The sequence below is a fragment of the Paenibacillus sp. FSL H3-0286 genome (genome assembly GCF_045040705.1).
Lineage (GTDB): Bacteria > Bacillota > Bacilli > Paenibacillales > Paenibacillaceae > Paenibacillus_AQ > Paenibacillus_AQ odorifer.
The window spans coordinates 4,263,709-4,288,169 of the sequence record NZ_CP150285.1; the positions used below are offsets into that span (position 1 = coordinate 4,263,709).

Sequence of the window (24,461 nt, forward strand, 5' to 3'; positions counted from 1 at the left end):
CGATCATCCTCTCAATTCTGCCCATTTATAGAATGGGACTATTCTCTGATGATAGGCTAGAAGCGTAAGCTATCTTATTCAGGAATCATCATTTATACTATTTATAATATAAGAAAAGTCATTTCAATCAGTAGGAATATAGTCTCGAAGTGATAGCACAAAATGAAGATGAGGTGATGAACCTGCTGCCTTTTTCTCTGATTGAATTACCGCGCGACTCTGGAACGTTGCCCCTATCCCCCTACTCTGTAGGTCGCCATATCCAATTCCATCATGTGCGCCCAGCAGGATTTCCTGTGTATCAAATCTTTTTAATCCGGACCGGAACCGGGTTATTTCGTGATCTGGAAAGTGGCACAGAAATCATACTGGAACCGGGGATGGCTTTTGCCTTCCCGCCCGATCGTGGTCATGAATATTATCCTACCTCTCATGAACCGTGGCATGTTGGCTTTATCGGCTTTCAAGGCAGTCAAGCTCATGGATTGCTGGAAGCGCTTGAACTGCTCCCTTCTGTTCCTTATCGAACGGATCGTTTTGAACAATGCTGGGAAGAAATCGGCCAAATCTGGCATACGGTGAATTCTCCTGCCCCCAATCGGCAGGACGAGATGTGGATGCAAGAGTTGTCTATCACACTCTATAGACTGCTCTTGATGCTGCGCCCTGCCAAGAGTTCAGAAGTCTCCGGTAATCGTCTAGCCTTCGAGTCGGTCCGAAATGAAGCCCTAACTACAGCCGTCGGGCTGATCAACGAACATTACACAGAACCGCTTCTGATCTCCAATCTTGCAGCAGCAGTCGGGTACTCTGTGCAGCATTTCCAGCGTTTATTTGTGCAGGAATATGGGGTCACTCCGCATAAGTATTTGCAGAATCTGCGGCTGGAGCGGGCGCTGCAATTAATGACGGAGGATGTGGAGATTCCCGTTCAAGATATAGCGCTTCAGCTGGGCATGGAGACTAATTATTTTATACGTGTCTTCCGAAAAAACTACGGCTGTACACCCGGAGTAATGAAAATACGTTTGCTACAAGACGAGCAAATGAAGTAACGCTTCCAAGCCTAAAGAAGATATTGTAAAATTAAGCAGATGATAGCTTGTAAATTGGGGGCACCTTAATGAAAACATTATCTGATATTAACTTTAGAGATCCCTATATCCTATCTGTGCCTGAACTTGAACAATACTATTTATTTGGCACAGATGGCCTAACAGCTTGGAGTGGCGCACCTCACGGCTTCGATGTATATATCAGCTCAGATCTTCAGGAATGGTCCGGGCCCATTGCTGCTTTTCGTCCAGATACTGATTTTTGGGCTGATCATCATTTCTGGGCACCAGAGGTTCACCGCTACAACGGAAAATATTATATGTTCGCTTCTTTTAAAAGACATGGCGTTCCACGGGGGACACAAATATTAAGCGCGGAAACACCTGAGGGTCCTTATCTCCCTATCAGCAATCATCCGATTACCCCTGCTTCTTGGGAGTGCCTTGACGGAACGTTATATGTAGATAAAGAAGACAAACCTTGGATGATCTTTTGCCGTGAATGGATTGAAGTGACGGATGGAGAAATGTATGCCGTTCGGCTGAAGGAGGATTTAAGTGCTACTATTGGCGAACCTATGCTGCTTTTCCAGGCTTCACAAGCTCCTTGGACGGTAGGCGGCAAAGAAGGGCAATACGTAACTGACGGTCCTTTTATGCATCAGACTAGCAGTGGTGAGCTGCTTATGTTGTGGTCTAGCAGTGGAGCTAGTGGTTATGCCATGGGTATAACCCGATCCGTCAGCGGTGACATTAGTGGACCTTGGCAACATGATCCTGAGCCTCTTTATGCCAAAGATGGCGGACATGGAATGTTGTTTCGTGATTTGACGGGCAGACTTATGCTGGCTATTCATGCCCCAAATCTCAACCCACAAGAACGGCCGCTGCTTATTGAGGTCCAGGAAAGCTCCAGAACGATTTCGATAAAATCATTGTAGTGTAGAACGGAGTAGAACCCTTGGAACAAAAGATTAAGTCCTTATTTAATGACCAGATTGTAAGTGCTGCCTGCACGAAATACGGTATCCCCATAGATGAGCTAAGCTTCATTGGCGGATTTCAAAATTTTGTTTATGAATATCAACTTAGCAATCATCAATATATTCTAAGATTTACTCATAGCTCGCTGCGCAGTATGGAATTGTTAACGGCTGAACTTGAATGGATTCTATACCTGGCAGATCATGGCGTTTCCGTATCAAGACCCGTAGGTTCTCTTCTGGGTAATCTAGTTGAGCAAATAGAGATTGGTGATTCATGCTTTATGGTATCTTCCTTTGAAAAAGCACAAGGGAAACGAATAGGTTACCCAGACTGCCTGAAGGATCTAGACCTCTATGAGCAGTGTGGCATGATCACTGGACAAATGCACAGATTAGCAAAATCTTATAAACCACAGTCCAAAAGACATGCGTGGCATCAGAACTACTACCTGCAGAATGTAACCAGGTTTATTCCTCCATCCCAAAGTGGCGTTTTGGAAAGCTGTAAGGCGCTTATGAATCGGCTAAAGCATCTCGACGCTGAAATAAATACCTATGGTCTCATCCATGGGGATATCAATGTAGGCAACTTTTTGGTCGACAATGGTAAGCTGACTTTGTTTGATTTTGATGAAGCTCAGTACAGCTGGTTTGTAGAAGATATCGCCATTCAACTGTATTATCTAGTCTACGTTTACGGGGATGATAGTATGGAGGACAGGCAGCTTCAATGTCAGCGTTTTATGGAGCATTTTCTGAAAGGCTACGTTAAAGAGAACAGGATTTCAGAAAATGAGCTGAAGTTAATTCCTCTTTTTCTTCGATTAAGAGAGATTATTGTTTATACGGGGATGTACCGGAGTTTTGATATGTCTAACCTAGATGATTGGACCAAGGATTATTTAACGCAGAGTAAGGCGAGAATCGAGAATGGCGTATCCATCATTGAATCTTATTTCTGAACAAACATCCAAAGTGTTTCATATGATGTGTCTCTCTTACAAAACCCACAGCTATCACTGTGGGTTTTGTGTTTTTTAAACAAGTCCATTTTTGCTTTTAAGAGGTTGATATGCCGTTACTCTATCCTAACTTGGACATATCGTATTATGAGACTTTTCCCAAAAATGCATATGAGGGGTTGGTTAAATGAGTGCTGTACCTCACAACAAAGCGAAGCAACAAGGTGTTTCCATTATTACCTGTACCAATCGCCATAATTATTTAAACAACCTACTCCAAAATTTCAGCAGACAAAGATATGCAAATAAAGAACTTATCATTATTATCAATAATAATAAAATTCCACTATCCCCCTACCAAACCTTAGCTAAAAAATACAAAAATATTAAGATATATCGTAAACCTGAACAGCAATCTCTCGGTTCATGCTTAAACTATGCCGTAACAAAATGCAAATATCATACCATCGCCAAATTTGATGACGACGATTATTATGCCCCTCATTATTTGACGGAAAGTATTCTGACCTTAAAAAGAACTAACGCTGATATCCTTGGAAAACGGGCTCACTATATGTATTTACTAGGTTCAAAGACTTTGATTCTTCGTTTCGCAAATGATGAACACCGAATGGTTACCCATCTCCCTGGCGCTACGCTCGTCTTCAAACGAAAAGTATTCGATCATGTGAAATTTCCTAATAAAAACGTAGGTGAGGATGATCTCTTTTGCAGCAGAAGCAAAAAGAAAGGTTATAAGGTTTATTCTGCAAGTAAAAATAACTTCGTTGCCATACGTAGAAAAAACTCTTCAAAACATACATGGATCATCAGTGATAGTACACTAATAGCTAACCATAAGATCATCCGGAATATTAAAAACTATAGGAATTTTGTTGGACGCCGTCCAAAGATTTCGTTATGAAATTAACTGCTGAATCTACTTCATCTGCCGTGTCTATTCTAACTTGTACAAAACGAATGGATTGTATTAAAACAATATTTGATAACTATCAACGACAGAATTTCAAATCTAAAGAGCTTATCGTGATCATTAATAATGATAGCTTGAAAATAGAAGACTATATACATGCTGCAAAAAAACATAAAAATGTACGGATCTATAAACTACCTGAATATCGTTCACTGGGGTTTTGTCTGAATTTTGGTGTGCACTTAGCGAATTATAGCTGTATCGCTAAATTTGATGACGACGATTATTACTCTGCCAACTATTTAACGGATAGTATGAACACCCTCCATAAAACTAAAGCTGATATCGTTGGAAAACGAGCTCACTATATGTATTTAACTGATAAGAAGCTACTTTTGCTTCGTTATCTTCATATGGAAAATAAACAGGTAACCAATGTTCAGGGTGCGACCCTACTCGTAAAACGAAATGTCTTCCAGCAGATTTCCTTTCCAGATTGGAATAAAGGTGAATGCGTTAAGTTTTGTGCTGATTGTGCTGCACAGGGCTTTAAGATCTATGCAGGAAATAAGTATAACTTCGCTGCGATTCGTAGAAAAAACTCCAAAGATCACACTTGGGTCGTTAGCGACAAGAAACTTCTAGCTCAAAATGTTAAAGTTCTAAACGTGAAAAACTTCAAAAAATACGTAACGCGAGGCTGATTTAATCAATCTAATCCTACCAGCTATGCCTTAGTAACCCAATAAAAAGACTGGACAGCAATATAGCTAAGCGGCTATTCACATCCAGTCTTTCATATTTTTAAAAAGTATAATCGTAAAATTTCTCTGCATTCCTTAAGCTGGACCATACATCAGAGCTTTCTCCGCCTATATACCAATAAGCTACTCCAGCTAGTTTTTTAGTAACCGCTAAGTTATATTTTGTTATTAATGAACGCCCATCCTCAATCCAGATCGTATGTTTTATAGCTTGTTTCGAGTAGCCCGCGACATATTGTCCCAGCGAAGGATTCCACACGGGTCTCGATGCATAGCTGCTGATAATCTGATTTTGCTCCGGAAGCGTAATATATTGAGAGGATAAAACCGTCCCCTTCTGGTTCAATGTCCAATCCCGATTATATAAGGGCAATGCCAATATAACTTTTTGACTAGGTACAACTTTTAGGATTGTATTCACAGCCTTTTGATCATAAGAAAGCGAGGCATTGGACCCCGGAACTTGACTCCCGTCATAATGCTCATCATAACCCATCATCACCATATAATTCACTTGCTTGCCTAGGGCAGCATAGTCAAAAGCTTCTGTCCAATCCGTTCCAAGATCAGGAGATACATCCATCGACAGGATAACATCTAGCGAACGCATTTTCTCGGCTAATAAAGTAATAAACGAAGTCAAATACACACGATCTTCGGCCGCTACATTTTCAAAATCTATATTTAGTCCATCTAATCCATATTTACTCACTAAAGCAGCTAACTGATTGACTGCCGTATTCCTTGCGGTTGTACTCAACAGCATCTGATGCGTCGCTTCTTGATCCGATCGATTGCCAACCATCGCCCAAACTTGCTTTTTATTCTTTTTTGCCCAAGTTACCAGTGAGGCGTCTGTCGAATCCGTTACTGCCCCTGTTTTCCCAACATAATACCAACGTGGTGATAATGTGTTGACGTTCGATTGCAGAACATGATTCTCAAATTGTGCCGTCGTGAGACCATACTGCCAGCCTATAACAATACGTTTGTCCGGATTACTTTCCAGCTCTGCCGCCCAGCTTGTATGTTGCAGCACCCGATCCATCAGCACTGCCGTCTCTTGCCTTGTTATCGGGTCCGTGGGCCGAAAATTTCCGCTATTATCGCCCTTCATTAATCCGCGATCATTAACCTTAGCTACAGCAGCACTTGCCCAGCTAGCAATTTGTTGCCGATCCTTAAAATTAGTTTGTGCGGCAGTTGCAGTGTTTGTTTGCTTTAGAGCTTTGGCTATCCACACAGCCGCTTCCTGCCGAGTGACTGCTTTTGCGGGTGCAAAAGTAGTTGCCGAAGTGCCGTTCGCCAGTTCAAGCTGAACCGCAGCCTGAATCCAGCCGTAATACCAAGCGCTTTTGGCTACGTCGGTATAAGGAGATACCGGACTCAACGCTGGATCAAGCTTCAACAGTCGATCAAGAACTGTTATAAATTCAGCTCTAGTAATCGATTGAGTAGGTGAAAATTTAGTATTCGAGGTGCCAGTTAATATATTCCGGTTATATAAATCTATGATTTCTTTTTTTGCATAACTAGTGTTTATATCCTCAAAAGGAACCCCGTTATCGGCCGATATATGCTGAATAAATACTCCGGCGGCTAGCACGACAGCGAGGGTTATTATAGTAAATCTAGCAAATATATTTTTCACGGGTTAAGAGATTCCCCCTTGGTTATCAATCTTTGAATTATACCAAGGATACAATCAATAAACATCGCTAAAATATTGGTAGAGTACGATAGGATCAGCTCTTCGGATTACGCAAAAAGAGACTAAGAACCACACCACACAGCGCCAAGCCCAATGAAACTAGGAACGTGTCGTGGAATCCTGCAACCATAGCCGCTGAGGGTAGTTTCTGATTCCCTTGACTCATATGTGTAGCTATATTGGAAGTCAATAAGCCCGACATTATAGCGACAGCAAAGGAACCCACAATTTGTTGCGCAGAGGCAGTAAGTGGGGTAACACGGCTGATCAGATCCTTCGGAGCGGCCTTAAGCACATGTGTACCGAGCTGCATAGTAGTTAATCCTTGGCCAAGTCCCATAATGGCAAAATAACTGATCATAACGTATACACTTGTATCATTTTGTAAACGTGACAAGAGAAAGAGTCCGGTGGACAGCAGCACAAGTCCAGAGAACACAACGGGCCGAGCTCCATACTTATCAAATAACTTTCCTCCAATAATCATGCCAGCAAAGGATATTAATGCTTGGGGAATAACTAAAAGCCCCGATTCAAAGGAAGAAAAACCTCTGACCTGCTGCAAAAAAATTGGAATTAACAGAATCGAACCAAATAAGGCGAACTGATTAATCCAGGTCAAAATCATACCTTTACTAAATTCTAGAGATCGAAAAGAGCGAAGTTCCAATAACGGTTCTTTTTGGCGCAATTCCACGAAAATAAACAAGGCTAAAGCAATGAAGCTGAACGCAAGAGATATAATCGTTATACGATCCCCCCAGCCATCTACTCCCCCTCTATGCACCCCAAATACCAAGCTGGAGAAGGCGAGCGGTGATAAAATCACACCCCAAATATCCAATTTAGCTTTATTCCCCTTCTCTATTACCGGAAGAAATTTCACTCCAACAATCATTGCAATAATGCCAATGGGAACATTAATCAGAAAAATCCAGTGCCAGCTGGCATATTCCAACAGCCATCCTGACAGTACAGGACCAAGAACAGGCGCAATTAACATCGGTAGTCCAAGCAATCCCATGATTGAACCTCTTTTATCGGGAGGTGCGATTTTGAATGACATAGCCATACCAATTGGAGCAATCATCCCTCCGCCTAATCCCTGCAAAATACGAAAGATTATCAGCTCTGTTGTGGATTGTGCCATAGAGCATAATAAAGAACCTATGGTAAACAATACGATCGAAGCTAAAAAAACACGTTTGGCAGTGAACTTATCCGAGAACCAACCGGCCAATGGGATAATTACGGATAAAGCCAGCGTATAACCCGTAATGGCCCACTGTATTGTTTTTAGGCTGGCATCAAAGGTTTTTTCAAGCTGCGGGATCGCTACATTCATAATTGTACTGTCGAGCATAACCAGCAGCATTCCTGTTATAAGTGCCAGTATTACGGGAAGTATTGCTTTTATAGAAAATTCTTTGGTGACTGGTTGGGATTGTTCCACTTGAAGATTACTCATGGGTCTATACACATCCTTTTTAATTTTTACTAATAAAATTGCTAACTGCTTCCTCCTTTTTTAAAAAAATCGCACCTTTAAACTAACGGTGTAAGATTAATATAGCACCCGTTTATTTGCTTGTAAATAAAAATATCTAACACTGTAAGATAAAGCAGTAATCTAACGATGGTAGACCAGCCATTCATCTTCGCTTATGATAAAGAAAGACAGTAACAGGAGGTCGTTTCGATGAGAATCAAAAATCTGCAAATCACTGAACAAGATATAATAAAAGCTTCTTGGGTGCTGTTGGATGATATCGGCATAGAGGCATTTAGTATGCGTAAATTAGCAGAACTACTAAAAATACAAGCCGCCTCTCTGTATTGGCATTTTAAGAGTAAACAGAGCATTTTCCAGACTCTTGCTAATGAGGTCGCCAAAGAAGCCCTCGAAACTGCGAATCTCGAAGGTGCTTGGCAAGAACAGTTATTTAATTTTGTAGACCGAATTCGTGGGGTTTTACATAAGTATCCTTGCTCGGCTCAGCTGATGATGAGAACCTTGCCTTCTGAACCTAATTATCTATCTTTACTGAATACTTTGCTTCAGATCGTGGATCATCTTCCTTTAAGCGATAGTGATAAATTCTCCTTGATTGCATGCGTGTTAAACTATGTAATCTCATTCGAATTGGACAAATATGAGCAGGATCGAATAGACTTAGCCATGAAAAATGAACCTAATGGAGATGCTAGAGTGGTTTTTAAACAATCGCTTGAGCACTTATCCGGGGATGGACCTAATGTTATAAAACGAATGTACGAAAACAATATTTTTAATGAAATTGGCTCCGATAAGATGTTCTATACAGGTCTAAAAATAATGGTGGGCGGAATTGAACAGTTAGCTAATGAGCGACAAGAACAACAAGAACAACAAGAGCGACGGTAGAACTTAGGGATTTTTCACGAAAATAAATCTTGCACAAAAAAAGGGCATCCCAGCAGCCAATTTCGGCTTTTGGAATGCCCTTTTTTTAAAGAGCCCGAAATAAAAATTCTCCTGTGGACTGGATGTATCTATACATCACTCCACACGCCACTAATATCACCACACCAATACCTAACATAACGAGATCACCATTTAGATCAGATAAAAGAAAACTCAAACCAAATGGAATCAGCAAGCTGATAAATCCTATAATCATCGCTACAAGGACCGAAGCACTTTGTTTAATTACAGAGACTTCATTGGTCCACTCCAGTTTAGGAAGCTTCAAGTTTACGATCACACCTACCATTGCGGTAAGACAAGCGTATAGGACGGGGATTATTAGCAATAACAAGCTCTCCATCCAGCCAGTGCCCAGAGAAATCATAAGAAGCACACTACTAACAATCACAATCGGCACAGTAATGGTGAGATTCACTGCGATTTTACTTAATAATATAGTTTTTGTCGGAACGGGAGCGCTTTTTAAAATCCAAATATGGTTACCTTCAAGCGAAATCGAACTCGAGGTCGTACAGCTTAATGCTACAAAGAAGGAAACAAATAGTGGCGCCAATCTGCTTAGATAATTAGAGAGTTCTGGTATCTCAATAATCTTTCCTAATTGCTCTGAGCTAACAAACAGTAAGGTGATCGCCATGACAAGTAGCATTACCATACCAATACTTGTATTTAGCACATATATAGAAGAACTGAAATAGCGGCGCAGCTCTTTTTTATACAATGTGTAAAGCGGTGAAGAGACTGCAAGTGACCTCATTTGATACTTATTCTTTGAGTAAGACGTCGTAAGGCCTGTGTGTATTGCTTTATATTTGCTGCCAAGAATAAGGGTAAACAGCATAAAAGAAAGTAATGAAATTCCTATAAATAATAGTAAAGGAGCTACCTGATACGAGCAGACAGCATCTACATACATGACCGTCAAAGGATATAAGTTAAAGATTTGATCGGCAATTTGTGTGCTCATATCTGCAATTAACTGCGGGTCATTCCCATTCATTTGGCTTGAACCCAAAATAATAACAATGATTACGGCAAAAGTCAGAATGAGACTTATTAAACGACTTCCTTTAAACCGTGAGGAGATCCAACTAATCAATGCCCCAATAATCGTTGCAGCAATGATCGGCACTAATGGGATAAATAGCAGCGTTATCATGAAAAATAAATAATACACTACTGCCGGATTTACCTTTATAGCATAAACTACACCTGCTGGCACCATCACCATCAATGAGAACAGTATATTCAGCACGTAGAGCTGAACTACACGGCTTGCTACGATATGGCTCGTTTTGATAGGCAGCGACATTACGAGATCGTAATCTTTGGAGCCAAATAATACCCCACTCGCCTTATAGATCGTTGTAAAAAATCCAATCAAGCATGTAACAGCCATCATAATCGCAAGCAGCAGCTCTGGACGGCCTATCTGTTCAAGGGTCTCTGCTATCATGAAGCTATATCCAAACGAAACCACTGCCATCATGACTATCCCTATTAAGATACCGATGCTCAGCAAAAGCATTTTTCGTCTTTCTTTCATATCTCGTGTATGCAAAGCTTTATTTAACCCAAAGGATGAGATTAGCTGAATTTTCGTCAATCTCCAGATATTAATCATGTTTTATCAACTCCAAAAACACATCTTCAAGGCTGCTGTCACCCTTCACCTCTTCTGTTTTCCCATGAGTGATCAATTCACCCGCTTTGATAATGGCGATCTTATTGCAGAGCTTCTCGGCCACGTCCAGTACATGCGTCGAAAAAAAGATCGCACTGCCCTGGCTGCAAATCTCCGCCATAATTCTCTTGAGCGTGTGTGCCGCTTTTGGATCAAGTCCCACAAAGGGTTCATCCAGAACTAGCAGCTTCGGTTTATGAATAAGCGCAGAGATAATCGCGAGTTTCTGTTTCATACCATGAGAATACGCGGAGATCAAATCCCCCAGATTAGAGGTAATCTCAAATTCATCGCTATATTTCTTTATCAGTAACTCCCGATCCGCTTTCGATACGCTAAAAAGATCACCAATAAAATTCAAGTACTGAATGCCCGTCAGATGATCGTATAAATCCGGATTATCTGGAATATACGCAGTAATCGCTTTGCAGGCTAAGGGATCTTTTTTAATGGAGTACCCACCAATCTCGATATCCCCCTCCTCAAAATCTAAAACTCCGACCACTGCTCGGATAGTCGTTGTTTTCCCTGCACCGTTATGACCGATAAAGCCGTAGATGTCACCTTTTTCGACCACCAAATTCAGATCATTTACTGCCTTCTTGCCACCCTTATAGCTTTTGGTAAAATGTTTGATTGTCAACATCTTGCCACTCCCCTTCCAATCTCATAACACTCTCAATATGCCATATTTACTGTAGCTTCGTCGTCTTCAATATACGTTTCTTATAATACGTTTAGCCCGTCCAGATAGTTCATTCGTTTGCAAATATTTTATTTTGAGATTTTCACCTCTAACGGGTGGGATAAAATTACGATTAAGTGCAACACGGTCCGTAAGGACAAACAAACTACTTTGGGGACGTTGAGATAACTACTTGGGTGACGATGAGATAGCTGACTTTGGAACACTGAACTAACTACTTTCTAATCATTCTACTCCGGATCAGAAGCATTCTACCTTTGGTCGTGGCAGCCATTGCTACGTATCGGACCGAGGCGCCCTTATTTCGCAAATTCACGCTCTTTTCCACCCCGTTCGGACTCAGATGCAGCTATTGTGCCACATCCGCTCCTTTCTGCTGCAAAATCAGGCGAATAAGTGCTATGCAGTCCGTTACTTTGGGAAAAGGCGCCAAAAACACCATTTAGCTGCAATACGGTCCGTAAGGGCAAACAAACTACTTTGGAACGGTAAACAAATTACTTTAGTGACGATGAGCTAACTACTTTGGAACGCTAAACAAACTACTTTCTAAGCATTCTACTCCGGAACAGTAGCAATCTACCTTTGGTCGTGGCTGCCATTGCTACGTATCGGACCGAGGCGCCCTTATTTCGCAAAATCATGCCTTTTTCCACTCCGTTCGGACTCAGATGCAGCTATTGTGCCATATCCGCTCCTTTTTCCTGCAATTTCAGCTAGATAAGTGCTATGCAGTCCGTTACCTCGAAAAAAGGCGCCAAAAACACAATTTAGCTGCAATACGGTCCGTAAGGGTAAACAATTACTTTGGAACGGTAAACAAATTACTTTAGTGACGATGAGATAGCTACTTTGGAACATTAAGCAGACTGACTTTGGTGACGAGGAGCTAACTACTTTCGAACGCTAAGCAAATCTTTGGTGACGATGAGATTGCTAACTTTGGAACGCTAAACAAACTACTTTGTTGACGGTGAGTTAGCTACTTTGGAACGCTAAACAAACTGACGATGAGCCAGCTACATTGGAACGCTGAGCAAACTGACGATGAGCCAACTAAATTGGAACACTGAGCAAACGACTTTCTAAGCAATCTACTCCGGATCAGAAGCAATCTACCTTTGGTGGTGGCTGCCATTACTATGTATCGGACCGAGGCGCCCTTATTTCAAAATTCATGCCCTTTTCCACATCGTTCGGACTCAGATGCAGCTATTGTGCCATATCCGCTCCTTTTTGCTGCAAAATCAGACGAATAAGTGCTATGCAGTCCGTTACTTTGAAAAAAGGCACCAAAAACACCATTTAGCTGCAATACGGTCCGTAACGGTAAACAAATACTTTGGAATGATAAGCAAATTACTTTGGTGACGATGTGATAGCTATTTTGGAACGGTAAGCAAATTACTTTGGTGACGATGTGATAGCTACTTTGGAACGTTAAGCAAACTACTTTGGTGACGGCGGGCTACACCCAAACCAAACAAAACTAACTCAACCAAAAAAAGCATTCACCCCCAATTTAGGGATTGAATGCTCTTTTTCTTAATGCAAAGTCTACGCTGATGCGAACTGACTGTTATATAATCTGGCGTAATATCCACCGCTGGCTAGGAGTTGGTCATGCGTGCCACTTTCGACAATGTCTCCGTCCTTCATAAAAAGAATGAGATCCGATTCTCGAATCGTTGACAAACGGTGAGCAATTACAAAGCTGGTCCGACCAGCGATCATTTTTAGAAAAGCCTTCTGAATCCGTACCTCAGTCAGCGTATCAATACTGCTGGTGGCTTCATCCAAAATGAGCATAGGCGGATCTACGAGCATCACTCGTGCTATGGTAAGCAGCTGCTTTTGTCCTTGCGACAAATTATCTCCTGAGCCACTGATCTTTGTATCATATCCCTCAGGCAGGCGTTTAATGAAGCTATGAGCATTTGCAGCCTTAGCAGCAGCGATGACCTCTTCTTCGGTAGCCTCAGGTTTGCCGTAGGCAATATTTTCTCTAATCGTGCCGCCAAACAGCCAGGTGTCCTGCAACACCATCCCGAAATTACGCCGCAGACTGTCACGGGTAATCGTCTTGATATCCACACCGTCAATCTTGATGGAACCCTTATCCACATCATAAAAACGCATAAGCAGATTAACCAGTGTGGTCTTCCCCGCTCCCGTCTGCCCTACAATTGCAACCCGGGTACCTGGTTTCACTTCCAGACTGAAATCATTAATCAGAGGACGTTCAGGATTATAAGCAAAGGATACTTTTTCAAAGGTAATCGTCCCTTGGCTTGTATTCATAATTTTGGCGTCTGTTGCATCCGCTGGTTCAGGCGAGAGGTCTAGAATGGCGAAGATCCGCTGCGCTGATGCCGTTGCCGATTGAAGCTGCGTAATCACACCTGTAATTTCATTAAACGGCTTAGCGAACAAGTTGGAGAAGATCAAAAAGCTGGACAAATCCCCTACCGTCACAAGCCCGCGAATCACCATAACACTACCGATCATCGCGATAACAGAGAAGGTAATATTATTTACTAACCGTGTTGTCGGATTGGACAAGGAACCGTAAAATTGTGATTTCACGCCAGTCTGGTACAAAGTCTCGTTTCGTTCTTCAAACTGGGTCAGTGCACGGTCTTCATAATGATAAGCTGTGACCACTTTTTGTCCGCCAATCATTTCCTCCACGTATCCGTTGAGACCGCCCAGAATTTTAGCCTGCTCCTTAAACATCTTCTGGGAGCGCATCGTAATGAATCTTGCCACAAAAAATGTAACGGGTGCTGACAGAAGAACAACTAGGGTCATTAAAGGACTAATGTACAACATAAGTACAATTGCCCCCACGATAGTGGTGATCCCCGTGAGCAGTGTTGAGAAGCCTTGCAGCAGTCCATCAGAGACCGCATCCATGTCATTAACAAACCGGCTGATGCTGTCCCCTTGCGGGTGGTTATCGTGAAATTTTAACGGCAAAACATTTAATTTATCAAAAAGCTCCCGCCGTAAGTCATATACAGTCCGATAGGCAATTCGATTAGTCAGGTAGGTAAGAAGCCATCCGAAAAAGCTGCCGACAATATACACCCCTGCCAGAATCAAAAGCAGTCTAAGTACGGCGTCAAAATCAACCTCTCCCGGCCCGATCATAAAATCGATGGCGCTGCCGATGAGCAGCGGGCCAATTAGACTGGCAATCACACTGAGTATTGCGCAGATTACTGCACCTATAGCTATTTTTTTATAATGCCCTGTGTATACAATAAGTCTTTTCCAAATGTTATTTTTGTTCATTGGCCCGACTCCTCACTTGATAGCTGGGACAGGCAGATTTCTTTATACTCTTCACAACCACGCATCAGCTCCTCATGGGTTCCGACACCGGCGATCCGCCCTTCCTCAAATACCATTATTTTATCCGCTTGCCTTACAGTGCTTACCCTCTGCGAGACAAGGAGTACGGTCATTTCCTGGCTGCTCTCTTTGAGAGCCTTTCGAAGTGCCGCATCTGTGGAGAAATCCAGCGCACTGGAGGAGTCATCCAAAATAAGAATCGATGGCTTTCCTACTACTGCACGAGCTATGGTTAAGCGCTGCTTTTGTCCACCGGATAAATTTAATCCCCCACGAGATACTTGCGTATTCAACCCTTCGGGTAATTTACGTATAAACTCCTCCGCTTGAGCAATAGAGGCTGCCTGCATGATTTCTTCCTCAGTTGCATCTTCCTTGCCCCAACGTATATTCTCAGCGATCGTTCCTGTAAACAGCACAGCTTTCTGCGGTACAATCCCGATCTTCTCACGAAGCTGATGCAGCTTATAATCTCGGACATTCACACCATCCACTTTCACTTCACCTTGAACCGCATCATAAAAACGAGGGATCAAATTCACAAAAGTAGACTTACCTGAACCCGTACTGCCAATCAGGCCCACGGTCTCTCCGCGATTAATTACTAGAGATATATCCTCTAATGCCGATTCACCTGTCGTATTATACCCAAAGGATACGTGATCGAATTGTATAGCAGGGGCAGCAGGGGCAGGGGCAGCAATCACTGCATTTCCTTCCTCAGACACGGAGACCTTAACACCCAGCACTTCATTTACACGATTAGCTGAGGATGAGGCTTTTGTAAAAATAATAACCAAGTTGGAGACCACTATCAGCGCCAGCAAGATTTGAGTGATGTAATTGATGAAGGCAATGATCTCCCCTTGAGACAATCGGCCCCCATCGATATGAATTCCGCCTACCCACAAAATAGCAATGATCGCCGCATTTACTACAAGTGTAGTCATCGGCCCAAGCAAAGCAGAAATCCGCGAAACCCGGATCGCTGTAGTAGTCAAATCATCGGACGAAGCATCAAAACGTTCTTTTTCTGTACGTCTTTTGGCAAAAGCACGAATCACTCGAATCCCCGACAAATTCTCACTCAGTACGAGCGCAAGGGCATCCAGCTTCTGCTGGTATTTTCGGTACAAAGGAGCACTACGGGTGATAATAAAATATAAAATAATGCCAAAAACCGGTGTTGCCGCAATTAGAATCAGCGATAATCTAAAATCCAAAATCATGGACATTAGGATAGCCCCGATGCAGATAAACGGCGCACGAATAACTAGACGAATTAGCATAGCCACAGCAATTTGCAGCTGGTTTACGTCATTGGTAATCCGATTAATCAGTGTAGGTGTACCTAAGGTATCCAGCTCAGCATACGACAAAGATGTGATATGTCTAAACATCTTATTGCGTAGTGTCGTACCGAATCCCTGTGAAGCCCGGGCTGCATAGTATTGGCATACCATGGAGCAGCCGAAGCCAAGCAGTGACATCAGCACCATTAGGCCACCCATGCGGTAAACATAGGCGCTGTCATGATTGCCAACCCCGTTGTTGATGATCAATGCGACAATGGTAGGCAAAATCAGCTCCAGAATCGCTTCCATCAGTTTGAAGATCGGTCCAATGATCGCTTCTTTTTTGTACGGCTTTAAATATACTGCAATTTTGAACAAATTCATCCACACCCAACATAAGAAGTATTTAACCACTTGAAATATGTATAAGAACAGTTATGATTATGGCATATCTACTCACATATTAATAATATTGGATTCGTATCGTTCCCATACGATTAGCATATCTCAAGTTCGGAGGATTTTTATATGGATATTAGACAACTTAAATATTTTATGGCGATAGCTGAGGAAGGACAGATTACATCTGCAGCCAAAAAACTGCAAATGGCCCAGCCTCCGCTGAGCCAGCAGCTAAAGCTCCTAGAGGAAGAACTCGGTGTAAAGCTAGTGGAACGGGGTCCACGCAGCGTGCAGCTCACTGAAGCTGGAGCCATATTGCGGGACCGTGCCCAACAAATTCTGGAGCTGGCAGATTCCACTGCCCGTGAGCTCAATGATTTTGTCAAAGGTTTAAAAGGAACCCTAGCCATTGGTACAGTTTCCTCCTCTGGAGCTACGTTGCTTCAAGATCGGCTATGTGAGTTTCACAAAACGTATAAAGGTGTGAAGTTTGAGATTCATGAAGGAAATACCTTTAGAATCATTGACCTCTTGAATAAAGGTATTGTCGAAGTCGGGATTGTTAGGACACCCTTTAATGGTACAAATTTAGAATGTCTTTACACACAAGCTGAACCTATGATTGCCGTAATGACACCTGAGTATGACTGGAAAACGGATGAAAACTTTATTGAGATCGGTGAGTTAAAGGATAGGCCGCTTATTATCTACCGCCGTTTTGAGCAGCTTATCCGGGAAACATGTCTTGAGAACGGCTTTGATCCGCTGATTTTCTGTATGAATGATGATGCTAGAACAACACTGCTCTGGGCAAACGCTGGTCTTGGCATCGGAATCATCCCCAAATCCGCTTTCGAATTAACGAGTAACCGTAATTTGATCTATAAAGAAATCAGTAGTGAATCACTACGCACGCGGGTCGCCGCCGTCTGGATTAAGGATAAATACTTGTCATCATTGGCTTCCAAGTTTATTGAAAGCTTCAAGAATGGATAAATACCAGCTCTATTTATTCACTTGCTGCTGATCTAGCCTATCCTCTTCTTCTTTAATACGGCTAATATCAATTCGTTCAAACAATAATTGTAAATCAGTAACCTGTTGGTAAGGGGGCACCAAACAAGGCTGCCAATTCGGTAGTTCTAACGACAGGAACCCCCTGATCTTGTCACAAGAGAACGGCAGAAACGGATGCAACAAATTCGCTAAGTTCGCAATAATTTGCACACATGTGTATATTGCAGAATCACAAGAAACCTGATCCTCTTTTATCTGTATCCATGGTTTTTGCAGATCGAAATACTGGTTTGCCTTGCGCACATAAGAAAAAATAAACTCCAGCGCATCTTTTAGATTCCCAGCCTCAATAAGTCGTCCTGATTCCAGATACAAGAGGTCGATATTGTCTTTCCACCCCTTATCTAATTGCCCATTTGGCACTTTCCCTTCATAAAACTTTTCTACAAAAGCCAATGAACGGTTCACTAAGTTACCAAATGCTCCAAGCAGCTCTCCATTATGGCTATAAATAAACTCTCTCCAGGAAAAATCCGTGTCCCGCTTCTCAGGTCCATTGGCAATTAAGAAATAACGAATAGAATCTGGCTGATACCGCTCTAAAATATCAGGTACCCAGACCGCCCAATTTCGGCTAGTGGAGAATTTCTGCCCTTCAAGGGTTAAATATTCGCTAGATATAATCCTGTCCGGTAAATGCAGACCTCCTGCTCCTAATAACACAGCCGGCCATATTAAAGTGTGAAAAGGAATATTGTCTTTACCATGCACATAATAAGCGGTAATCGCCCCTTTTTCCTCTAACCAAAAATCCTCCCAGCTTCCTCCGGACTGTGCAGCCCACTGCTTACTGGCTGATAAATAACCACTTACCGCCTCAATCCAAACATAAATTTTTTTATCTTCAAATCCAGCCACAGGAACATCTACACCCCAAGACAAGTCTCTTGTTACCGCGCGGTCCTGCAGCTCTTCTTGTAAATAGCGTTTGGTCAGTTTTATAGCGTTTTCTCTCCAAAATTGTGCTTCCTCTACATATTCCGTTAATTCAGACTGAAAATTAGATAAGCTGAGATAATAATGTTCTGTCGGCCGTTCTGTTGGTGTATTCCCACATAATTTGCAGACTCTGTCTAACAAATCGGCAGGATCTAGAATCGTAGAACAATAATCACATTGATCCCCTCGCGCCCGCTCATCACATACCGGACAAGTCCCTTCCACATATCTGTCTGGCAAAAAGCGCTGATCCACCTCGCAGTAGCATTGAGCAATGGTTTTTTTATATAAATGACCATTCTCTAGCAGCTTTGTAAACAACGCTTGCACAACCTTATGATGCTGCTGTTGATCCGTTCGAGTATATAGATCATAACTAAATCCCAGCTGTTCAAAACACTTCAGAAACTCTTCATGATATCTGCTTGCAAAAGCTCCCGGCGTAATCCCTTCATTCGCAGCCTGAACTGCTACGGGTGTGCCATGGCAATCACTGCCTGATACATATAATACGTTATCCCCTTTGGAGCGAAAATATCGTGCCAGCACATCCCCAGGCAACACACTTGATAATCTCCCCAGATGTAAAGATCCATTCGCATACGGCCAAGCGCCACCTATAAACACATTACTCATTAACCTTCTCCTCCTTTTTTTAGACAACAAAAAAACTCCCATCCACAAAGGACGAGAGTTCTACTCACGTGTTACCACCTAATTTTATAAATGCCTCATGACATTTACCTCTTCAGGTACGACGTTAATTAACGTTTATACCCTAGCACTGTAACGGATGCAGGTTCCGGCGCAGCCTACAACCCATAAGGTTTCGATGCGCAGCTCTGAGACCATATTCCCAAGGGTTTTCTTTACTCCTTTTCAGCGACCGGAGCTCTCTGTTGAAAGAATTGCCGTGGTACTCTTTCTCTTCTTTGCTTTTACATATTCAAGTTAGAGAAAATAATACTCAATTTGTTGTTTATTGTCAATGTGAAACATCAAGCTCTCTGTAACTTTTCCAGTTAATCTCCGTCTTTTATATAAATACGTTACAAGGAGGTCCCTCAGTGAAAAAAGTAAATTTGCTTACACTCTCTGTTCTTTTACTAGCAGGAGTATGGGGTTGTTCCGATCATAAAGTTAATTCTGTTCCCAAAAGTGAACCCTATACTTCCAAAGAAGCCATCAGTAGAGGGGATATTGTTTCTTTTGAAAAAGTGTACAACCTCGATAAATTCGAGAAATTTATAACTAATCTCTCCAGCAAAAAAGCAGACAATATACGCGTTACAAGTTACACAGATGAAGGCGATCCCATATTTAAGGATTTGAAGTTTGACGGTAACGTGATTAATTATAGCTACGATACCTCTAATGATGCATTCGGTGGAAGCAACACAGGAATCAGAACCGATACCTGCTCCGAAGTCACAAGTAAAAAAAGCACACAAGATGAAATTATCTATTCGATCAGCGGTTGCACAAATAATGACTCTGGTATTGATTACTACCTTTTTCGCACAACAAAATGAAATGCTGAAATAAAAAGACCACCCAATCATAATACAATTGGATGGTCTCTGTACTTCATATTATTTCATGATTTTGCAAATATCATTGGTGAATTGAACAGGATCACTAACCTGTAGACCTTCGATCAACAGGGCTTGGTTGTACAGCAGGTTCGTATATAAACCGAGCTTTTCTTTGTCGTTCTCTGCTGCCGCCTTCAAGGACTGGAACACTTCGTGATGGATGTTGATTTCGAGTACCTTATCCGCTTGCACCTCTTGGCCATTCGGCATCGATTTCAGGATTTTCTCCATCTCGATTGTCAGTTCACCTTCGGCAGAGAGACATACCGGATGAGTCTTTAAACGTTTGGAAGCTTTAACATTTTTCACTTTGCCGGACAGGATGTCCTTCATCGCTTCAAAAAGCTCCTTGTTTTCGTTCTCTTCCGCTTCCGTTGGCTTGTCCGCTTCGTCGGCTTCGATCCCCAGATCTCCGCTGGATACGGATTTAAATTCTTTTTCCTTATAAGACTGAATCATCTTGATCGCAAATTCATCAATATCATCAGTGAAGTAGAGAATTTCATACCCTTTATCCGATACAAGCTCGGTTTGCGGGAGCTTCTCGATTCTGTCGATCGACTCTCCGGAAGCATAGTAGATATACTTCTGATCTTCTGGCATTCTTGAGACGTATTCGTCCAGCGTAACCAGCTTCTTCTCCTTAGAGGAATAGAACATCAACAAATCTTGAAGGGTGTCTTTGTGCATCCCATAATCGTTATAGACACCAAACTTAAGCTGTCTGCCAAAAGCATTATAGAACTGCTCATATTTCTCTCTTTCATCCTTCAGCAGGCTTTGCAGTTGGCTTTTCACCTTGTTCTTAATGTTCTTAGCGATCAGAGTCAGCTGACGGTCATGCTGGAGCATCTCTCTGGAAATGTTCAAGGACAGATCCTCTGAGTCCACCATACCTTTTACAAAGCTGAAGTAATCAGGCAGCAGATCCGCACATTTGTTCATGATCAGCACACCGTTGGAATAGAGCTCAAGACCTTTTTCATATTCCTTTGTGTAATAGTCAAACGGCGTATTTTCTGGGATGAACAGGATTGCATTGTACACTACAGCACCATCAGCACTGATATGAATATGTTTAAGCGGCTTATCGAAGCCGTAACGTTTCTCTGCATAGAAGTTATCATAATCTTCTGTAGTCAGCTCGCTTTTGTTCTTGCGCCAGATAGGCACCATGCTGTTTACGGTTTGTTCTTGAATAACTTCTTCGAACTCGTTCTCCGTGTCTTCTTTTGGCTTTTGCTCCTTCACGTCCATTTTAATTGGGAAACGGATGAAGTCGGAGTATTTTTTAATGATAGATTTCAGGCGGTATTCTTCCAAATATTCATCATATTGATCTTCTTCCGTATTCTCTTTAATCTTCAAAATCACATCAGTGCCGACAGAATCCTTCTCGACAGTCTCGATGGTATAGCCGTCAGCGCCCTTAGACTCCCATTTAAAGGCCTCGTCACTGCCTAATGCCTTACTGATCACTATAACGTCATCAGCCACCATAAACGCAGCGTAGAAGCCCACCCCGAACTGCCCGATGATGTTGTGGCCATCTTTAGCTTCGTTCTCTTTCTTAAAAGCAAGAGATCCACTCTTCGCGATTGTACCTAAGTTATTCTCCAGCTCCTCTTGTGTCATCCCGATACCTGTATCGGAAATCGTCAAGGTTCTGTTCGCCTTATCGGCGGTCACTTTAATATAATAATCCTCTTTATTGAAGACCAGGCCTTCATCAGCTAATGCTTTGTAATAGATCTTATCAATCGCATCACTTGCATTGGAAATCAGCTCACGCAGGAATATTTCCCGTTGTGTATAAATGGAGTTAATCATCATTTCCAGCAATCTTTTCGATTCGGCTTTAAACTCTTTTTTGGCCATGAATAAATAAATCTCCTTTCAAAATAACCTTCTTATCCAGCACATCGTGATTAGCACTCTTCTTAGATGAGTGCTAATTCTTCTTTTTATATAACATAAACTCATTTTCAATGTCAATATTTACAGCGACTTTCATTAAATAAAGCTGTATTTTGCATACAAATTTAGGATTTGATCGATAAATAACATTCAACTTGCACATAGGATGATTCTATGTTTTAAATAGATTAGATACATAAATTACAAATAAAGGTCTAGCATCTTCTCTGGAGGGATTCAAATGCATGAACAAGCACAGTCCATTGTAAATTCTTCAGCAACAAGTCCCATTAAGAATTTGATTGGCAGTGTATTTATCCCCGTACACGATATTGAAAAAGCCCGTAACTGGTATTGCCAAGTCCTAGGACTCCAAGAAGCAGATCATTCGATTATAAACGGTCATTTATGTCCGTTAACTATGCAAGGAAGCACTGGGATCATTCTGGACACCATGCCCATGTGGGGAGGTTTAGAGCCTGAAGGGGCTCCTCCAATTACAACACCTGCTCTTATGCTTATAACCGATGATCTGCAAGCCTCTTTCAACTATATAAAGGAGCTCGGTGTAAATATAGTAACCGAAATTCAAGATCAAAAATGGTTTGTAGTAAAAGACCCTGATGGGAATAAACTAATGATTTGCAAACAGCATTTGGATTAAAAATTGCAGTGGTTGTGATTTCCACTTCTTAGGGTGCATGAGAAGCTGCAGATCAAAATGAATTTCGGGATGAACAAAGGACAGCTCAGCCAAGCTTCCCCGTTCAATTTCTTCCTCTGCCACGATTTTGGGTAACAAAGCAATTCCAAGACCATTCATTACACAACGTTTAATGGCCTCCAGATTCGAAAGCTCAAAACCTATGCGGAATATGATCCCGTGCTCTTTTAACAAATTCTCGAACAAACTCCGGTAAATACAGCTTTCCTCCGAGACTATTAGCTCACAGTTATTCAGATCCTGTAGGGTTACCGTATCCATCTGGGCAAGCGGATGATGAATGGGAGCTATCAAAACAAGCGGCTCATCTCTGACGATCGTACGCTCAAGGATGGAATCCGCAGTGGTGCGATCCAACATTAAGCCTAGATCTACTTCGCCATCTTTTATTTTGGCAAGAAGATTAGCTTCCTGCATCGTTTGCAGATGAATATCCAGCTTCGGAAATTTAGTCCTTAGCTGCTGCAGGTAAGGAGGTAAATAAAAGGCCGCTAAAGAATCTATCGTCCCAATAGTTAACGTACCTCCGATTTGCTGGGCGATGGTTTCTTTTGAACGATCATATAAATCCAAAATCTCCACGAACAGCTTCAATAACTCTTCTCCTGGCGGGGTAAGCCGCAGCTGACGGCCATGCCTCTCTATTAAAGGTACTCCATATTCCTTCTCTATCTTCTGTATCTGCATCGTCACACTTGATTGTGCATATCCCAATTCTTCAGCAGCTCGCGTAAAGCTCTGACGTTTAGCCACCTCGCGGAAGGTTCGTAAATAGGTTAAATCCATTACCTCACCCTAACATCAATATTTTTGATGATCCATATCATTTATTATAGCTAACGACGATGCTACTTTCCATGGTAAAGTGTATGTAGAGGAATTAAAATATTTTGGAGGCCGATAATTTATGCTTACAGAACAACAGATTTATGGAGTTTATGTCCCCGTGGTCACCCCGTTCAATGCTGCTGGTGAAGTTGATTTGGATTCGTATCAGCGTTATGTAAAGAACATTATTAACAACAGCATACAAGGTCTGGTCGTTAATGGAACCACCGGAGAATCGCCCACTGTAACCGTAAATGAAATGCAGCTTCTAGTAAACACTTCCCGTGAGCTTCTACAATCCACATCAATCCCCTTAGTAGTTGGTACAGGTACCAATGATACAGCCTCTACGGTTGCACGCACGGAAATTGCTGCAAACCTTGGTGCTGATTGTGCACTAGTAGTCGTACCTTATTATAGTCGTCCTTCACAAGAGGGTATCATTGCCCATTTCCGCAAAGCAGCAGAAGTAGGCATACCAATCATGGCTTATGATATTCCAAGTCGTACAGGTACGGCCATGACGGTAGATACTGCACGTACAATCCTAGAAATGAATAATGTTGTCGGTTTAAAAGACTGCTCAGGCAGTACAAAAATGGTTACAGAGTTAGTCCGTACAGGTGCTAAACCTGTGCTTGGCGGCGATGATTCCCTCTTTTATGAAATGCTTAGCTGCGGAGCAGCTGGGGGGATGCTTGCTACTGCCAACGTTTTCCCGGCAGAATGCCTTCGTATCTTTGAAGCCTTTACATCTGGTCAAGTGGACTTTGCTAAAGAAAGCTTTGAACAACTACTGCCGATCATCCGCCTATTGTTCAAGGAATCGAATCCCGCTCCAATTAAATGGATGCTTAGCCAAAACGGCCTACTGTCCTCGGATACGCTTCGCCTCCCTATGACTTCCATCAGCGCAGGACTTCAGCAAGAACTGAGCCCCTATGTTCAGGACAATACAATTGAAGCAACCGCATAAATGAAATAACAACAGCCGTTGTACAGTGAGGAACTGTTTAGCGGCTGTTTTTTGTTGTAAATTATCAGGACATAAAACATAA

General features: G+C 42.1%; 19 protein-coding genes and 1 other annotated feature. Of the genes, 10 read left to right on the top strand and 9 right to left on the bottom strand.

All coding sequences use genetic code 11. The features are described 5' to 3' along the window. The first annotated feature begins 149 nt into the window (after positions 1–149). From MHB37_RS19125 to MHB37_RS19145, 5 genes are all read left to right on the top strand, one after another. Positions 150–1,055 (top strand): AraC family transcriptional regulator, encoded by a 906-nt coding sequence (locus MHB37_RS19125; protein ID WP_405168374.1) that lies wholly within the window; start codon positions 150–152, stop codon positions 1,053–1,055. 68 nt (positions 1,056–1,123) lie between these two features. Next, positions 1,124–1,996 carry a glycoside hydrolase family 43 protein gene (locus MHB37_RS19130; RefSeq protein WP_405168375.1) on the top strand — a complete coding sequence of 291 codons (873 nt, stop codon included), beginning with the start codon at positions 1,124–1,126 and terminating at the stop codon, positions 1,994–1,996. Positions 1,997–2,016: 20 nt separating this feature from the next. Then, the gene (locus MHB37_RS19135; protein WP_340393917.1) at positions 2,017–3,003 is read left to right on the top strand and encodes a phosphotransferase; all 987 of its coding nucleotides are present in this window, start codon (positions 2,017–2,019) and stop codon (positions 3,001–3,003) included. A gap of 187 nt (positions 3,004–3,190) precedes the next feature. Next, positions 3,191–3,928, top strand: a complete 738-nt coding sequence (locus tag MHB37_RS19140) for a glycosyltransferase family 2 protein (protein ID WP_076129814.1) — start codon at positions 3,191–3,193, stop codon at positions 3,926–3,928. Beyond that, positions 3,925–4,641, top strand: coding sequence for a glycosyltransferase family A protein (locus tag MHB37_RS19145; RefSeq protein WP_076129813.1), 717 nt, complete (start codon positions 3,925–3,927; stop codon positions 4,639–4,641). The genes MHB37_RS19140 and MHB37_RS19145 overlap by 4 nt, the downstream gene beginning before the upstream one ends. A 100-nt stretch (positions 4,642–4,741) precedes the next feature. Here MHB37_RS19145 and MHB37_RS19150 read toward each other — a convergent pair whose 3' ends face one another. Both MHB37_RS19150 and MHB37_RS19155 read right to left on the bottom strand, forming a co-directional pair. Then, on the bottom strand, positions 4,742–6,352 hold the full coding sequence (locus MHB37_RS19150; RefSeq protein ID WP_081393685.1) for an S-layer homology domain-containing protein: 1,611 nt from the start codon (positions 6,350–6,352) through the stop codon (positions 4,742–4,744). Positions 6,353–6,446: 94 nt separating this feature from the next. Beyond that, complete coding sequence (locus MHB37_RS19155) at positions 6,447–7,880, bottom strand: MDR family MFS transporter (RefSeq protein ID WP_076129812.1); 1,434 nt, start codon at positions 7,878–7,880, stop codon at positions 6,447–6,449. Between the two features lie 231 nt (positions 7,881–8,111). Between MHB37_RS19155 and MHB37_RS19160 the strand changes: the two genes are divergently transcribed. After that, complete coding sequence (locus MHB37_RS19160; RefSeq protein WP_076129811.1) at positions 8,112–8,816, top strand: TetR/AcrR family transcriptional regulator; 705 nt, start codon at positions 8,112–8,114, stop codon at positions 8,814–8,816. Between the two features lie 85 nt (positions 8,817–8,901). Here the strand turns inward: MHB37_RS19160 and MHB37_RS19165 are convergent, their stop codons facing one another. The 4 genes from MHB37_RS19165 to MHB37_RS19180 all read right to left on the bottom strand — a co-directional run bounded on the left by MHB37_RS19165 (position 8,902) and on the right by MHB37_RS19180 (position 16,299). Next, the gene (locus MHB37_RS19165; protein ID WP_076129810.1) at positions 8,902–10,503 is read right to left on the bottom strand and encodes a hypothetical protein; all 1,602 of its coding nucleotides are present in this window, start codon (positions 10,501–10,503) and stop codon (positions 8,902–8,904) included. Continuing rightward, positions 10,496–11,209: an ABC transporter ATP-binding protein gene (locus MHB37_RS19170; RefSeq protein ID WP_036688363.1), complete on the bottom strand. Its 714-nt coding sequence runs from the start codon at positions 11,207–11,209 to the stop codon at positions 10,496–10,498. The genes MHB37_RS19165 and MHB37_RS19170 overlap by 8 nt, the downstream gene beginning before the upstream one ends. Positions 11,210–12,826: 1,617 nt before the next feature. Beyond that, entirely contained in the window at positions 12,827–14,566 is a 1,740-nt protein-coding gene (locus tag MHB37_RS19175) for an ABC transporter ATP-binding protein (RefSeq protein ID WP_405168376.1), read from the bottom strand. Further along, positions 14,563–16,299 (bottom strand): ABC transporter ATP-binding protein, encoded by a 1,737-nt coding sequence (locus tag MHB37_RS19180; RefSeq protein ID WP_076183163.1) that lies wholly within the window; start codon positions 16,297–16,299, stop codon positions 14,563–14,565. Before MHB37_RS19180 ends, MHB37_RS19175 begins: the two co-directional genes overlap by 4 nt. 150 nt (positions 16,300–16,449) lie before the next feature. Between MHB37_RS19180 and MHB37_RS19185 the strand changes: the two genes are divergently transcribed. After that, positions 16,450–17,319, top strand: coding sequence for a LysR family transcriptional regulator (locus MHB37_RS19185; RefSeq protein ID WP_405168377.1), 870 nt, complete (start codon positions 16,450–16,452; stop codon positions 17,317–17,319). Positions 17,320–17,328: 9 nt separating this feature from the next. Here MHB37_RS19185 and metG read toward each other — a convergent pair whose 3' ends face one another. Continuing rightward, the gene (gene metG, locus MHB37_RS19190) at positions 17,329–18,975 is read right to left on the bottom strand and encodes a methionine--tRNA ligase (protein ID WP_405168378.1); all 1,647 of its coding nucleotides are present in this window, start codon (positions 18,973–18,975) and stop codon (positions 17,329–17,331) included. 44 nt (positions 18,976–19,019) lie between these two features. Further along, positions 19,020–19,281 (bottom strand) — a binding site (T-box leader). Positions 19,282–19,406: 125 nt separating this feature from the next. Here metG and MHB37_RS19195 point away from each other — a divergent pair. Next, positions 19,407–19,871: a DUF4362 domain-containing protein gene (locus tag MHB37_RS19195; RefSeq protein WP_076179897.1), complete on the top strand. Its 465-nt coding sequence runs from the start codon at positions 19,407–19,409 to the stop codon at positions 19,869–19,871. A 60-nt stretch (positions 19,872–19,931) separates the two neighbouring features. On the opposite strand, the gene htpG is transcribed toward MHB37_RS19195, so the two are convergent. Beyond that, positions 19,932–21,812: a molecular chaperone HtpG gene (gene htpG / locus MHB37_RS19200; RefSeq protein WP_076190924.1), complete on the bottom strand. Its 1,881-nt coding sequence runs from the start codon at positions 21,810–21,812 to the stop codon at positions 19,932–19,934. Positions 21,813–22,092: 280 nt separating this feature from the next. On the opposite strand from htpG, the gene MHB37_RS19205 reads away from it, so the two are divergent. Then, positions 22,093–22,515, top strand: a complete 423-nt coding sequence (locus tag MHB37_RS19205; RefSeq protein WP_076179899.1) for a VOC family protein — start codon at positions 22,093–22,095, stop codon at positions 22,513–22,515. Here the strand turns inward: MHB37_RS19205 and MHB37_RS19210 are convergent. Then, a complete protein-coding gene (locus MHB37_RS19210) occupies positions 22,486–23,361 on the bottom strand; it encodes a LysR family transcriptional regulator (RefSeq protein ID WP_076127886.1) in 876 nt (291 codons plus the stop codon). The two genes, MHB37_RS19205 and MHB37_RS19210, sit on opposite strands and share 30 nt — an antisense overlap. 121 nt (positions 23,362–23,482) lie before the next feature. Here MHB37_RS19210 and dapA point away from each other — a divergent pair, with 121 nt between their 5' ends. Continuing rightward, a complete protein-coding gene (dapA, locus tag MHB37_RS19215; protein WP_076179900.1) occupies positions 23,483–24,379 on the top strand; it encodes a 4-hydroxy-tetrahydrodipicolinate synthase in 897 nt (298 codons plus the stop codon). The last annotated feature ends 82 nt before the right edge of the window (positions 24,380–24,461 follow it).